This is a genomic window from Bartonella sp. HY406 (assembly GCF_025449315.1).
In the GTDB taxonomy this organism is placed as follows: Bacteria; Pseudomonadota; Alphaproteobacteria; order Rhizobiales; family Rhizobiaceae; genus HY038.
Genome location: NZ_CP104893.1, coordinates 607426 through 622622, shown reverse-complemented (window position 1 = coordinate 622622; position 15197 = coordinate 607426). Strand labels below are relative to the sequence as shown.

General features: G+C 40.3%; 9 protein-coding genes. 2 read left to right on the top strand and 7 right to left on the bottom strand.

Going from position 1 to position 15197, the window contains the following annotated elements; genetic code table 11:
• Position 1: 1 nt before the first annotated feature.
• Both N6B01_RS02495 and N6B01_RS02490 read right to left on the bottom strand, forming a co-directional pair.
• Positions 2–1237, bottom strand: coding sequence for a CaiB/BaiF CoA transferase family protein (locus N6B01_RS02495; RefSeq protein WP_262079779.1), 1236 nt, complete (start codon positions 1235–1237; stop codon positions 2–4).
• Positions 1238–1251: 14 nt separating this feature from the next.
• Positions 1252–2463, bottom strand: coding sequence for an acyl-CoA dehydrogenase (locus tag N6B01_RS02490; protein ID WP_262079778.1), 1212 nt, complete (start codon positions 2461–2463; stop codon positions 1252–1254).
• 109 nt (positions 2464–2572) lie between these two features.
• On the opposite strand from N6B01_RS02490, the gene N6B01_RS02485 reads away from it, so the two are divergent.
• Positions 2573–3484, top strand: a complete 912-nt coding sequence (locus N6B01_RS02485) for a LysR family transcriptional regulator (RefSeq protein WP_262079777.1) — start codon at positions 2573–2575, stop codon at positions 3482–3484.
• Between the two features lie 51 nt (positions 3485–3535).
• Here N6B01_RS02485 and N6B01_RS02480 read toward each other — a convergent pair whose 3' ends face one another.
• Together N6B01_RS02480 and N6B01_RS02475 are read right to left on the bottom strand one after the other, a co-directional pair.
• A complete protein-coding gene (locus N6B01_RS02480) occupies positions 3536–4468 on the bottom strand; it encodes an electron transfer flavoprotein subunit alpha/FixB family protein (RefSeq protein ID WP_262079776.1) in 933 nt (310 codons plus the stop codon).
• A gap of 13 nt (positions 4469–4481) precedes the next feature.
• On the bottom strand, positions 4482–5231 hold the full coding sequence (locus tag N6B01_RS02475; RefSeq protein WP_262079775.1) for an electron transfer flavoprotein subunit beta/FixA family protein: 750 nt from the start codon (positions 5229–5231) through the stop codon (positions 4482–4484).
• A 625-nt stretch (positions 5232–5856) separates the two neighbouring features.
• Between N6B01_RS02475 and N6B01_RS02470 the strand changes: the two genes are divergently transcribed.
• Positions 5857–6780 carry a hydrogen peroxide-inducible genes activator gene (locus N6B01_RS02470; protein ID WP_262079774.1) on the top strand — a complete coding sequence of 308 codons (924 nt, stop codon included), beginning with the start codon at positions 5857–5859 and terminating at the stop codon, positions 6778–6780.
• Positions 6781–6989: 209 nt separating this feature from the next.
• Here the strand turns inward: N6B01_RS02470 and N6B01_RS02465 are convergent, their stop codons facing one another.
• From N6B01_RS02465 to N6B01_RS02455, 3 genes are all read right to left on the bottom strand, one after another.
• Positions 6990–12908, bottom strand: a complete 5919-nt coding sequence (locus N6B01_RS02465) for a YadA-like family protein (protein ID WP_262079773.1) — start codon at positions 12906–12908, stop codon at positions 6990–6992.
• 773 nt (positions 12909–13681) lie between these two features.
• Positions 13682–14335 carry a hypothetical protein gene (locus tag N6B01_RS02460; RefSeq protein ID WP_262079772.1) on the bottom strand — a complete coding sequence of 218 codons (654 nt, stop codon included), beginning with the start codon at positions 14333–14335 and terminating at the stop codon, positions 13682–13684.
• Positions 14336–14626: 291 nt separating this feature from the next.
• Positions 14627–15196: an invasion associated locus B family protein gene (locus tag N6B01_RS02455; protein WP_182418754.1), complete on the bottom strand. Its 570-nt coding sequence runs from the start codon at positions 15194–15196 to the stop codon at positions 14627–14629.
• Position 15197: the final 1 nt, after the last annotated feature.

The following is a 15197-nucleotide window of genomic DNA, read 5'->3' as shown; positions in this document are numbered from 1 at the left end:
TTTATTCCTCTTTATCACATTCGATCTTAAGATTAATAATTTCTTCACGGCATAACATTGGGGTGACTGTTGCTGCATTTGGCCATTTTGCGCTTTGCCAATTCATGTTACCAAGAACAGGTGGCGCTTTTTCATAAACCATGGGACTACGTGAAAAAAGAATGGGGCTACGCAACAATGGGAAACCTTCCACTTCAATTTTTAAATTGCGTGCTTTTATTTGCTGATCATTAATTGCGTCTGCCACCGTATTGATTGGCCCACATGGGACACCAACCTTGCCCATTAAATCAATAAGTTCAGCCCGTGTTTTTTGGGCCGTCTTTTCGCTTAAGATTTCGGCAAGCTTCTTGCTATTTTCTAATCTTTTACCATTATTTTCATAAAGTGGATTGCCAACCAATTGATTAAGCTGCAAACTTTGGCACAGATTAGCAAACTGACGATCATTGCCGCAAGTAATAATAACAAAGCCATCTTTTGCAGGAAAAACCTGATAGGGCATGATATTGGGATGGGTATTGCCTAAACGATGGGGTACTTTTCCACTATAAAGATAGTTACTTGCCTGATTAGCCAACATTGCCACTGCAACATCAAATAATGCAAGATCAATGTGTTGGCCTTTACCCGATTTTAGCCGTTCATATAAAGCCGCTTGTATGGCGATCACACCATAAAGACCGGTAAAAATATCAATCCATGCCACACCAACTTTTTGCGGATCCCCTTTGGGATTGCCGGTTAAATCCATAATCCCACTCATGCCTTGGATCAAAAAATCATAGCCTGGCTGGCTAGCTCGCGGGCCATTTTGTCCAAATCCGGTTACAGAAGCATAAATAAGCCGCGGATTGCTAGCGCTAAGGCTTGCATGATCCAGCCCATATTTTTTAAGACCATCATGCTTAAAGTTTTCAACGAGGATATCAGCATCATTTATGAGCTCTTTTAATTTTGCCAATTGCTGATCATCATTAAAATCACACAAAACAGATTCCTTGCCGCGATTGGCAGAGTAAAAATAAGCCGCTGTCTTATCGATATCACCGTTTATATTTTGGCGTTCAACAAAGGGCGGTCCCCATTTTCGCGTATCATCTCCCTCTAGGCTTTCAACCTTAATGACACAAGCACCAAGGTCAGCAAGGGTTTGCCCAATCCAAGGACCAGCCAAAACCCGTGCCAATTCAACAACTCTTATGCCGTCTAATGGCGCCTTATTATCCTCTCCCATAGCATCCCCCTAATTTAAAAAAATGCTTGAATATCTGTTTGTGCTCGCCCTAAAATTAAAGCATGAATATCATGGGTGCCTTCATAGGTATTTACCGTTTCAAGATTTTGTGCATGACGCATCACATGATATTCGATCTGAATACCATTGCCACCATGCATATCACGTGCTTGGCGCGCGATATCCAAAGCCTTGCCCGCATTATTGCGCTTGATAATCGAAATCATTTCAGGCGCCATTTTACCCTCATCCATTAACCGCCCAACCCTTAGTGATGCCTGCAAACCAAGGGCAATTTCTGTTTGCATATCGGCAAGCTTTTTTTGGTAAAGCTGATTGGCGGCAAGCGGTCGTTTGAACTGAATACGCTCCAAGCCATATTGCAGTGCACGAAGCCAGCAATCTTCTGCCGCCCCCATTGTCCCCCATGAAATACCATAGCGCGCGCGGTTTAAGCAGCCAAAAGGCCCACTTAAACCTTGCACTTTGGGCAACATTGCATCATCGCCCACTTCAACCCCATCCATCACTATTTCACCGGTGATTGATGCACGCAAAGATAGCTTGCCGCCAATTTTAGGGGCACTAAGACCTTTCATGCCCTTTTCAAGAATAAAGCCGCGAATAGCATTATTATGGGCGGCAGATTTTGCCCAAACCACAAAAACATCAGCGATAGGGGCATTGGAAATCCACATTTTTGTGCCATGCAGCCGATAGCCACCGTCTATCTTTTCAGCCCTTGTCGTCATGCCACTTGGATCAGAACCAGCATCAGGTTCAGTCAAACCAAAACAACCAATGAGATCACCAGCAACAAGACCGGGCAAATATTTATCACGCTGCACTTCTGAGCCAAAGGCATAAATCGGGTAAATTACCAAGGACGATTGGACACTCATCATCGAGCGATACCCTGAATCAATTCGCTCTACTTCTCTTGCAACAAGACCATAAGCGACATAGCCTGCATTCGCTGCCCCATATTTTTCTGGTAAGGTGATACCAAGCAGCCCCGCCTGCCCCATTTTCTTAAATAATTGTGGATCTGTTTCCTCATCAAGATAAGCTTCTTCAATGCGCGGCAATAATTCCGCCTTCGCAAAAGCGGCAGCCGTTTCCTTAATCATCCGTTCTTCATCGCTAAGCTGATCGTCCAAAAAAAATGGATCCTGCCAATTAAATGCAACCCCCTTGGGTGAACGGGAAGCCAATCCACTAGACATTTTATTCCTCCTAATATCCCAACTCTTTCTCTCTTCAAGATAAGCATTGCACTTTAAGAATGATAACGCTATTTTGCTTTAAGGTAATGTATAAAATGCATAGGGGAACATGCGCTCACGCCGATTATTGCCATCAATCAGCCAATTAACTGCGTTTGAAGCGGTTTTAAAAACCGGCTCAACTGCGGCCGCAGCGCGTGCGCTTAACCTGACGCAAAGCACGGTAAGCCGTTTGGTACAAAACCTTGAAAAGCAATTAGGACAACAACTTTTTCATCGCCGATTACAAAAACTCATCGCGACCAAAGATGCACTCACCTATGCCGACCACATTGCCAAGGCTTTAAACCTTATTGAAAATGCTAGTATACAGCTAACAACCCATAGCGACACGCTGTCACTTTCAGTTTTACCGGCTTTTAGTAGTGATTGGCTTGTGCCACGCCTCGCCGATTTTAACAAAGCGCATCCGCAAATTTTTGTTAAACTTGCCACAAGATTAAAACACTTTAATTTTGACAAGGAAAATTTTGATGCAGCTATCCACTTCGGTGAGGCTGATTGGCGCGATGCCAATCATATGAAATTATTTGATGAGAAACTAACGGCTTATATTTCAACAGCGCTTTTACATGAAAAACCAATTAAAACTATCAAAGATATGGAAGGGCTGGCATTATTGCAATTAGAAACCCGCCCCAAGGCTTGGGAAAATTGGTTTACACATCAAGGCGGCCAATCACCAAGTTTTAAAACCGCAATGATTTTCGATCATTTTGAACCAATGATGAAAGCGGCAATGGCTGGTCTTGGCGTTGCACTCTTACCGCAATATTTAGCCCATGGCGCAATGGAAAGTGGTCAGCTTATACCTATATTAAAGCCTAATATTGACGGTTTAGGCAGCTATTGGTTGGTTTGGCCAGAAAAGCAGGCAAACCACCCACCACTTATTGCTTTTCAACAATGGTTAAAAACCATTGTTGAAAAGCGCTCAATAGTGGAAAAAAGGCATCAATAGCCGAATAATACGCCTAAAGATGCCCCTTATTTTTAAATAGTCCACCAAGAATTAAAGCAAGTCGTTTAGCTTTGGTACAATATCAAATAAATCGCCCACTAAAGCATAGTCAGCAATTTGCATGATCGGTGCTTCTTCGTCCTTGTTAATAGCAACAATAATGCCTGAATCTTTCATGCCAGCCAAATGCTGAATTGCGCCAGAAATGCCAATGGCAATATAAAGTGCTGGCGCAACCACCTTACCAGTTTGGCCAACCTGCCAATCATTAGGGGCATAGCCTGCATCAACCGCCGCACGACTTGCACCAATCGCAGCGCCTAATTTATCAGCAAGCGGCAATAAAAGCTGCATGAAATGTTCTTCTGAACCAAAGGCACGTCCACCTGACACAATCACTTTCGCAGAGGTGAGTTCAGGCCGCTCATTGGCAGTAACATCAGCCTTGATAAACTGCGATAAGCCTTTATCTTCCGGTACGCCAACTGCTTCAATTCTGGCATTACCGTTTTCTTCTACAGCACCACTAAACGCCGTTGTGCGCACAGTGATAACCTTTTTATCTTCACTGCTTTTTACCGTCTCAATAGCGTTACCTGCATAGATGGGGCGCTTAAATGTGCTGCTATCAACCACTTCTACAATGTCTGAAATCTGCATCACGTCAAGCAAAGCCGCAACGCGCGGCAATATATTTTTACCCCTAGAAGTTGCAGGGCTTAGCAAATAATCATAAAAATTGCTGCGCGATAGCATGAGATCGGCAACAGGCTCTGCCAATTGGTGCTCCAGATGGGGAGCATCCCCTACCAATACAGCTCTAACCCTAGATAGCTTTGCAGCAGCAGCGGCAATATTACCAACATTATGCCCAGCAATTAAAATATCAATATCTCCACCGATTTTTTGCGCTGCAAGCAAGGTCTTTGCCGTTTGTTCGGAAAGGTTCACATTATCATGTTCAGCTAAAATAAGAATTGCCATTTTCATCCCTTCCTTAAAAAATTCCGGCTTCATTTTTAAGTTTAGCTACCAACTCTTCAGCGCTTGCAACTTTAATACCTGCTTTGCGCCCCTGCGGCTCTTCAACTTTTAAAACGCTTAGACGTGGGCTTGCATCAACACCAAGTTCTTCAAGACTCAATTCATCAATTGTCTTTTTCTTCGCCTTCATAATATTAGGAAGGGAAGCATAGCGGGGCTCATTCAAACGAAGATCGACCGTTAAAACGGCGGGCAGCGTCACTGCAATTGTTTCAATACCGCTATCAACTTCGCGGCTAACAATTGCCTTATCACCAGCCATTTCCAATTTTGAAGCAAAGGTTGCTTGCGGCCATGCCAATAATGCAGCAAGCATTTGACCGGTTTGATTGCTATCATCATCAATTGCTTGTTTGCCAAGAAAAACCATATCAGGCTTTTCATTTTGAGTTACGGCCTTTACCGCTTTAGCTACATTTAATGGTTCAACAACATTATCGGTTTTAACCAAAATGGCGCGATCTGCCCCCATAGCAAGACCAGTACGCAAAACATCTTGGGCAGCTTGCGGCCCGACAGACACCAAAACCACTTCATTAAAAACACCAGCTTCCTTTTGGCGGATCGCTTCTTCTACTGCAATTTCATCAAAGGGATTCATCGACATTTTAACATTGGCAAGGTCAACACCTGAACCGTCACTTTTTACGCGAACTTTAACATTATAATCAACGACACGCTTCACACAGACCAAAACCTTCATGTTGGCATTATCCTTTCCAATTAGGGTTTACATAGTGCGCCAATATATGAAATATTACTGACAAAGATGCCACATTTATGGCTTATAATATTTCCAACCAAAACCTTACAATAGCAAACCTACTAAACCCATTCTAATACCCTATGTAAAGCGTGAAATATCTCTTTACATAACTCTTTTTGTACAAAACCACCATTTTTTAGGAGAATTTTAATCAAGTTTTCAGCTACAACCTTTAGTGAAAGAATGATATATTTAATTTAAATGCGCAAATTGCGTTGCCAAATTAAAAATTATTCAAATAAAAATTATTTTGCCGGAAAACTAATTAATTTAACATTAATCAAGCGCTTGAGTATTTAAAATTAAGCTAATAAATTGTAAGACTGACAAAGCGGACAAAACAATCAAAAACCAGTATATGCTTTATATTTCTTTGTAAAAGTGGAATTAGTTTAATTTAATTAGGAATCTTGATTAATAAAAAAATTAAAAATTAAATATACTTTCTAAATTAGGTATAAAAAAGAAAATTTATTTAATGTAATTTCTAATTAAATCAATAATTTATTTAATTTTATAATATTTTGCATATAAATAAATTCTATTCAGTCGGGAATTATTTATGTTTACTATAAGACAAATGCGCTATTTTGAAGCTTTAGCCACAATTCGGCATTTTGGCGCCGCTGCTGATAAAGTTGGAGTATCACAACCAGCATTATCAGTACAAATTGCCGAAATGGAAAAAGCAATTGGCCTACCACTTTTTGAGCGTATGCCAAAAGGCGTTATATTAACGACTACTGGACGTGACTTTTTGCCGATTATTCGTTCTATATTGAAGCAAGTGAAAACTCTTGATGAAATGTCGTCGCTGTATCGCGGTCCCTTTCATGGGATTTTACGTATTGGCATTATTCCCACTCTTGCTCCTTATCTCTTACCTAGCCTTTTACCTGTAATCAAACAAAACTACCCCAATCTTTCATTAGAATTACATGAAGCGAAAACAACGACATTAGCAAGTGAATTAGCTATCGGCAATTTAGATTTAGCACTGGCTGCCGAACCTTTTCCTATAGATGCTGTAAAATCTAAACACTTATTTTCTGACCCGTTTTACCTTGGCACCTCGAAACAAGAGCAGCGTTACAATAACGGCGTAGATAATGTCGATGATATAGATATTACACAATTACTTTTACTTGAAGAAGGCCATTGTTTACGTGATCAAGCGCTCGATATTTGCAGCGCCAATAATTATTTGCAAGAATATGGTGCAACCAGTCTTACCACGCTATTGCAATTAGTTGCTAATGATTTTGGCGTAACGCTTATTCCACAAATTGCTTGTATCGATGATAGCAATTTAAAAAATTTGAAAATTTTAAACTTCAAACATAGCCATCCTAAACGTGACATTTCATTATTTTGGCGAGAACGCAGTCCTCGCGATAAGGAATATGAACAATTTGCCGAAATTTTGATCAATGTGGTAAAGCCATTACAAAAGAAAGCAAATCAAAATATACAACTACAAGAATAATGTCTTTAGCAAAAGTGATGAATAGTTTTGATAAAAAGTGCTCATTGCAAGCACATCTTAATTAAATTTTTAAAAAAAGCTATCGGTTAATTTACCCAATAGCCCAATTTATTATATATGTTTTGTCATCAAAAATAATTAATGCATTATGCCCTTGCCAAACTACATTTAAGCGCAATATGGCAAGGGTTTATTTATGCAGTTCCCGGTTAATTCAACGTGAAGCTAACACCGGCACCAACACCAAAATCACCACCGGCAGATGTAGCTGTAACATTAGCACGTACTTTACCTGTTTCAGATGTATAGCCAGCACCTACTGCAAAAGCACCTTCACTCTTCCAGAAGCCACCACCAGCTGCAATACTTATCTTGCCAGGGGTTGAATCAAAACGTAAGCTAGAGGCTGCAAGTCCGATAGCGGCAGCTTGTCGTGCTTCTTTACGAACATCATTAATACTACCATTGAGCTGATTAAACTTAGCATCGGTATAATAATTAGCTTGTTCAACCGAATTCTGAGTCATGCTTTCAATTCTCTGATCTGTATAAGCTTTGGAGTCATTAAGTGTGACTTGCATTTGCTCCTTGGTATAATCATAAAGCTGACCACCATTTACCGCCTGCTTTGAATCTTTCTCAATCTTGCCATCTGCCACATTATTTATAACAACTGGCTTACTGGCATCAGCTCCTTTCAGACTAATTGAATTGGTTTTATTACCATTTTCGTCCTTATCATAGGTTACAGCATTAGTTGCCACATCATTGACGTTACTTTGAATTTGGTCAATCCTTTGATTAGTATCCCAAAGCTGTCCACCATTTACTGCATCTTTTGAGTTTTGAGCGATTGTACCATTTTCTACATTAACAATCTTATTTGGTTGGTTATTCTTGGATCCGGCATCATAACCTCCAGCACTTTCGTCATAACGCAAGGCATCCTCATCTGGACCCATATTATCTATTTGGCTTTGCACATCACTGACACGTTGGTTAACATTATCAATACTACTGCTAACGCCAGTAAGGGCATCACCAACATTTCCATAATTTGCGGTGGTCTTATTGCCGCTTGTATCAATTTGACTAATCAAAAAATTAGGGGCGGTCCAAGTACCATTAACAAAGGCTGCACCAGCACCAAGGAAACTTGCTATCTGACTATTTGATGAGTAAAGTTGTCCACCAGTTACTGCATCACTAGAATTTTCTTCCAATGACCCATCTGCAATATTCGTTATTTTACTCTTGGTTACTTCACCATCAACTGTACGGCCTGCGTTAAAAGCACCTGCTGTATCATCCCAAAGCAATGCATTGGAACTAAGATTGCTTACATTGCTACTAACTGCTTCCACTTTATCATTTACGACATTAATGTTGGTATCCAACTGAGTTAATGCACTGTCAACACTATCATAAGTAGAAACTAATGAACCAGAACGCAACATCCGCGCATCATTAGCAACGATGGTTGAAATCTGAAAGCTTGGCAACACACCATTAGCAAGATCAGCACCGCCACCAAGTGCGCTTGACGTAAGGTTCGCAACTGAATTTATACTCTCATTGGTCGAATATAATTGCGAACCATTGATAACATCAGTTGAATTTGCGCTTATATCGCCTGCCGCAACATTGGTGATTTTACTAGCTGTTGCTTCACCATTGTCATTATTACGAGAAGCATTAAACGCATTTATGGTCGTATCCCATTTAAGTGCATCTGTGTCTATACTATTAATCTGCCCCTTAATTGCATTTAAACTTGTATCAACACCGCTAAAAGCTGAACTTACATTATCATAAGCTGTCCCTTGAATGCTAAAGCTTGGCGCTGTACCATCTGTAATATCACCACTGCCAAGTGCTGCGTTAATATTTGTAGCATGGTCATTAACCTTGCTATTAAGCGCAGTTACATTGCTATTGGTCGTTGCCAAATTTGCATTGGTTGTATCAAGATTAGTATTCGTCGTTGCCAAATTGCTATTGGTTTCATTCAATTGCTTACCAGTTACTGCATCTGTTGAAGTTTCTGATAAGGTTGCATCAGCAAGATTAGTTACTTTCTTAGCTGCAGCATCAATACCTGATGTTGTCACACTTGGACCACTAGCAATTGTAAGACCAGTTGCGGTAAGGGCTGTTGAACCATCACCAACAGTGATTGTAAGACCATTCGTATTCAATAAAGAATTACCGGCTTTAACACTGCTTACATCAATATTTTCTGCAAGTTCAAAGCTGATATTGTTATTGTCTGTTCCTTTTGTAACCAACAAATTACCAGAACTTCCAGCACTAAAATCAACGGTTGCACCATTACCAATCTTGGTAGAATTCTCACCACCAACGGAAAGGCTCCAAGAAGCGCCGCTGATTGCATCACTTAACTGACCATAATTTACCGCGTCACTATCAGCAGTACCATTGGCAACGCCAGTAATTTTTTGAGCTGAACCGTTACGGGTCGCCGAAAATACACCGCCGCTATATTGTAAAGCATTGGCTTGAAGGCTAGCAATATCAGTAGAATTTGTTGCAATATTAGTTGTATTGGTTGCAATATTATCCTTATTGGTTGTGATTGCGCTATCAGCTGCAGATAATGCAGCAGCAACGCTGTTCTTTACAACGCCTTGAATGCTAAAGCTTGGCGCTGTACCATCTGTAATATCACCACTGCCAAGTGCTGCGTTAATATTTGTAGCATGGTCATTAACCTTGCTATTAAGCGCAGTTACATTGCTATTGGTCGTTGCCAAATTTGCATTGGTTGTATCAAGATTAGTATTCGTCGTTGCCAAATTGCTATTGGTTTCATTCAATTGCTTACCAGTTACTGCATCTGTTGAAGTTTCTGATAAGGTTGCATCAGCAAGATTAGTTACTTTCTTAGCTGCAGCATCAATACCTGATGTTGTCACACTTGGACCACTAGCAATTGTAAGACCAGTTGCGGTAAGGGCTGTTGAACCATCACCAACAGTGATTGTAAGACCATTCGTATTCAATAAAGAATTACCGGCTTTAACACTGCTTACATCAATATTTTCTGCAAGTTCAAAGCTGATATTGTTATTGTCTGTTCCTTTTGTAACCAACAAATTACCAGAACTTCCAGCACTAAAATCAACGGTTGCACCATTACCAATCTTGGTAGAATTCTCACCACCAACGGAAAGGCTCCAAGAAGCGCCGCTGATTGCATCACTTAACTGACCATAATTTACCGCGTCACTATCAGCAGTACCATTGGCAACGCCAGTAATTTTTTGAGCTGAACCGTTACGGGTCGCCGAAAATACACCGCCGCTATATTGTAAAGCATTGGCTTGAAGGCTAGCAATATCAGTAGAATTTGTTGCAATATTAGTTGTATTGGTTGCAATATTATCCTTATTGGTTGTGATTGCGCTATCAGCTGCAGATAATGCAGCAGCAACGCTGTTCTTTACAACGCCTTGAATGCTAAAGCTTGGCGCTGTACCATCTGTAATATCACCACTGCCAAGTGCTGCGTTAATATTTGTAGCATGGTCATTAACCTTGCTATTAAGCGCAGTTACATTGCTATTGGTCGTTGCCAAATTTGCATTGGTTGTATCAAGATTAGTATTCGTCGTTGCCAAATTGGTATTGGTTTCATTCAATTGCTTACCAGTTACTGCATCTGTTGAAGTTTCTGATAAGGTTGCATCAGCAAGATTAGTTACTTTCTTAGCTGCAGCATTAATACCTGATGTTGTCACACTTGGACCATTAGCAATTGTAAGACCAGTTGCGGTAAGGGCTGTTGAACCATCACCAACAGTGATTGTAAGACCATTCGTATTCAATAAAGAATTACCGGCTTTAACACTGCTTACATCAATATTTTCTGCAAGTTCAAAGCTGATATTGTTATTGTCTGTTCCTTTTGTAACCAACAAATTACCAGAACTTCCAGCACTAAAATCAACGGTTGCACCATTACCAATCTTGGTAGAATTCTCACCACCAACGGAAAGGCTCCAAGAAGCGCCGCTGATTGCATCACTTAACTGACCATAATTTACCGCGTCACTATCAGCAGTACCATTGGCAACGCCAGTAATTTTTTGAGCTGAACCGTTACGGGTCGCCGAAAATACACCGCCGCTATATTGTAAAGCATTGGCTTGAAGGCTAGCAATATCAGTAGAATTTGTTGCAATATTAGTTGTATTGGTTGCAATATTATCCTTATTGGTTGTGATTGCGCTATCAGCTGCAGATAATGCAGCAGCAACGCTGTTCTTTACAACGCCTTGAATGCTAAAGCTTGGCGCTGTACCATCTGTAATATCACCACTGCCAAGTGCTGCGTTAATATTTGTAGCATGGTCATTAACCTTGCTATTAAGCGCAGTTACATTGCTATTGGTCGTTGCCAAATTTGCATTGGTTGTATCAAGATTAGTATTCGTCGTTGCCAAATTGGTATTGGTTTCATTCAATTGCTTACCAGTTACTGCATCTGTTGAAGTTTCTGATAAGGTTGCATCAGCAAGGTTAGTTACTTTCTTAGCTGCAGCATCAATACCTGATGTTGTCACACTTGGACCATTAGCAATTGTAAGACCAGTTGCGGTAAGGGCTGTTGAACCATCACCAACAGTGATTGTAAGACCATTCGTATTCAATAAAGAATTACCGGCTTTAACACTGCTTACATCAATATTTTCTGCAAGTTCAAAGCTAATATTATTGTTGTCTGTTCCTTTTGTAACCAACAAATTACCAGAGTTACCAACACTAAAATCAACTTGGCTTCCAAGGCCAACATTGCTTGCGTCACCGCCACCAACGGATATGTTCCATCCTTGGGCAGCATAAGCACGCATTTGTTTAAGCTGTGCGATATTAACTGCATCAGTATCATTAGTACCTGCTGCAAGACCAGTAATTTGTCTTGTTATGGTTGAACCACTGCCAACACTGACTGACCCCGTAGTACTAACCCAAGTACCACCAGTCGTTGTAGATGCTGCGTTGCTGAAAGGATCAAAGCCTGATACGCCAGCATCAATCGAAGCGATAGAATTTGCCCCAAGAGCAACACCACCGACGATTGAGCTTTGAGCACCATCACCAATTGCTATAGATAGATTTTTTGACGCAGAAGATCCTCTGCCAATGGCTAACGCCGAAGTGCCAGCTGCACTTGATTCACCTGCTATGGCAATAGCGTCATCTCCAGTTGCAGATGCGCCCTTCGTTGCATTGCCGCCAAGTGCTACTGCACCTGCACCGCTAGCAATTACCCCAGCATCGGAACTGCCGTTGGCGGTAGAACCCAATGCTGTCGCACTAATACCTGTAGCTTGCGCGTTGGAACCAATAGCAATCGCGTTTTTTACTGACGCATAAGATAAGGTACCCAAAGCAAGAGCATCAGTGTCCAATGCCTGTGCCGACAAACCAAGCGCGATCGTGCCGCCCGCATTTGCTACCGAGCTCTGCCCCATCGCAATACTTGCTGTACCATTAGCTTGTACATTCATACCAATAGCGGTTGAAGACACGCCTAGAGCTTTGGAATTACAACCAACGGCAAAAGAGTTAACGCCATATGCATTGGTTTTATTATTAACTTGTGCGCTATTTGCAAAACCATGGAAAGTTACATTGCCAAATGATTGCTCTGCGCTTTGATAACTAATTATACCTGAATTAGCTGCCGCGTTCGAAGGGTCGGCATAGTCTCGGCTAACCGATTGAGAACCAAAGCCATACATTCCGCCCAAATAGGTACTCGCATCCGTACCATAAACGCCAGAATAAACAGTATCACCAGCAAAAATAGAGCAATCACCGTCACCCACCATAGCGATACCTGTGTTACTTGTATTAGCGCCACCACCACCGCTAGAACCAGGTCGTGTTTGTGGGGGCGAACTTGCAGCTATACCACTATCTGATATTGCAATAGCAGCCTGTGCAGTTCCAACCTGAAATGATGTGAAACAAACACCGGCAGACAACAATGCAGCAGCAGCTTTCTTTATATCAAGCCGAGGGAAATAACTATTGTTAAGCTTGACCGCAGAAGCACTAGATGCCAATTTTTTCAATTTAATGTTTGTGGAATTTCTCATGATAACATCCATTTCTATGATCAAAGCGCCAATAATTGTAACCGCATAACATTTATCGCATTTCAACAACAAAGTATTAAATCAAAAAAAACGCAAATTTTTAAATAACTAAATTATAATCTACTGAAAACGAATTATTTTTCAAATATAACCTTAACTTTATTTAAATTAAACAAATATTTTAAAAAGAATATATTTTGATTAAAATCTAATTTATTAACGACTTAATTATAATTAACTAAATGATTTATTTACGACCGATTTTTTTGATTTAATAACAAATGAACGTCTACAAAGACATTTGGTTCCATTTTTTTTAAGAAACTTATAACACTATTTTAACTAGCAATTTAAAAGACTAAATCGCCAACAAAATTGGACACTAAAATGAAGAAAAATACTTCACCCTAAAGCTTTGATAAGGTGTAAAAAGTGGGGGCTTCCATAACAAGATTTTATGGATATTAAATAATGCGATTAAGATTTTACATATTTAAATAGGATGTACCGGTTTAAATGGGAGATTCCGGCACGGTGCGAATATCGACAATTTTTCAATGGCCTATTTGAAAACCACTACATCTTAGCAAGCAGGAAATGCTTTCGCAAAAATTTTAATTGAACTCTTAAACGAAAAAAGGCCCCTTTTGAAAAAAGGAGCCGTTTCGATAAATATAATTTTTAAAAGAAAAATTTTAGATGCCAACACAAACGCTGGATGTAAAAACCTACTTACTTTTAAAAAATAGCAATCATATATGTAAAATGCCGGTCTATTTTTTATCAGTTAAATTAAGCGACGTAACAATCACACAGCTCGTTTCGGATGCAGGCATAAGCATTACATTAAAATTATTGGGTAGTTTGAATACTGCCGTTGCAGTCAAATCCTTAAGCCGTTCACTACCTGCAGGTAATTGTTGTGCAATTTCACCACATGATTGCATTTGTAAAATTGTCCGTGTCAAAACACCAGCACAGCCATTAGGTGTTGGCGCAGCAAAAACAACGCCTGTACCACGGCCATTAGTAGATGTATACACCTGTCCGATCAACGCGCCAATTGGATTTTCATCAGCGCCCTGTTGGCTACCTATATAAATTGCATCATAAGTTGAACCGCTAATAACTGCATCACCCAGATTAGAGAAAAGCGCTGCACATTTTTTGGCTCCGATTTCCTGCGCTTGTTTGGCAAATTCATTATTAATCATATTTGTTGCATTGCCCGTTTGCGGCTCGGTTGCAGCTGGTGCTTGTGGTGTGGTTGAGCCACTCAATTTATCGGCAACCAAAAATCCAGCAATACCAATAAGAATAAGCACTAGTAGAATAAGCCAAAATACTGGCTGAGCCAAAAATGACTTTTTCTTGGGTTTGGTTTGATAGATAGAAGATGGCGAATTATTATTTTGATCTGATGTCATTTTTTCCTGCTTTCCCCCGACAATATCCACAAAGCGGAATGCAACCAAGGGCAAAATATGTGCAATTTTTTAAATCTTAAACAAAATTAAAAAATAGCATCAATACAAATAGAAGAATTATTGCAATAAGCGATCAGCAATCACTCCAATTACCTTTCACTTTTACAAATTTATCTCGCAACAAATGTTATAATCTAGAAACCTTGATACTAATTTCAATGTCTAATAACCATAGACAAAAAGTATTTATGTCAATATGCTTTTAGACTTATTTAACAAGTAATCCAACAACTACTTTATCGATTGCACTGCTTCTTTTAGGCCTTTCAATGGCGCATAAAATTGAAAATTACTGCCATCTTGCAACGGATAAGAAATAAACGCCATCGCTCCTGTATCAATTGCTGCGCTAAGCACTGGCCCAACCCGCGTCTGTGCTAGACAAAGCGATTCATTACAATCAACATAATCGATATTTACTGGCTCCTTGCGATTTTGAAAGAACATTTGTATTGGCTTGGTTTTATCAGCTGTCGGCAATGCCCGAAGCAAAAAAAACGGCTGCCCATTATCACTCGCAGCTAGCGACCAACTAAAAACCACATTGCCTGTGCGATCGACAATTGATTGCGTAACATTGCAAACCTGCTTTTTAGCAGGCAAGTCCTCGTCACAGATAAGCGTCCAATTATTAAATTGCATAATCGCACGGCGGATCTGACCAGGTTCACCATCGGGCACTGAAAGCTCAGGCGGGTGAGGAAAGTAGTTTTGTTCTGGCTGTTGTGAAAAGCTTTCGCCTCCCCCCATTAGGGAGAAGGCGAGAGCGATTATTGTAAATTTAAGTTTTTTCAAAACCATA

Bases quoted from the DNA above. Each gene is read 5' to 3' on its own strand.
- N6B01_RS02495 (WP_262079779.1), bottom strand. From the start codon at position 1,237: ATGGGAGAGGATAATAAGGCGCCATTAGACGGCATAAGAGTTGTTGAA.
- N6B01_RS02490 (WP_262079778.1), bottom strand. From the start codon at position 2,463: ATGTCTAGTGGATTGGCTTCCCGTTCACCCAAGGGGGTTGCATTTAAT.
- N6B01_RS02485 (WP_262079777.1), top strand. From the start codon at position 2,573: ATGCGCTCACGCCGATTATTGCCATCAATCAGCCAATTAACTGCGTTT.
- N6B01_RS02480 (WP_262079776.1), bottom strand. From the start codon at position 4,468: ATGGCAATTCTTATTTTAGCTGAACATGATAATGTGAACCTTTCCGAA.
- N6B01_RS02475 (WP_262079775.1), bottom strand. From the start codon at position 5,231: ATGAAGGTTTTGGTCTGTGTGAAGCGTGTCGTTGATTATAATGTTAAA.
- N6B01_RS02470 (WP_262079774.1), top strand. From the start codon at position 5,857: ATGTTTACTATAAGACAAATGCGCTATTTTGAAGCTTTAGCCACAATT.
- N6B01_RS02465 (WP_262079773.1), bottom strand. From the start codon at position 12,908: ATGAGAAATTCCACAAACATTAAATTGAAAAAATTGGCATCTAGTGCT.
- N6B01_RS02460 (WP_262079772.1), bottom strand. From the start codon at position 14,335: ATGACATCAGATCAAAATAATAATTCGCCATCTTCTATCTATCAAACC.
- N6B01_RS02455 (WP_182418754.1), bottom strand. From the start codon at position 15,196: ATGGTTTTGAAAAAACTTAAATTTACAATAATCGCTCTCGCCTTCTCC.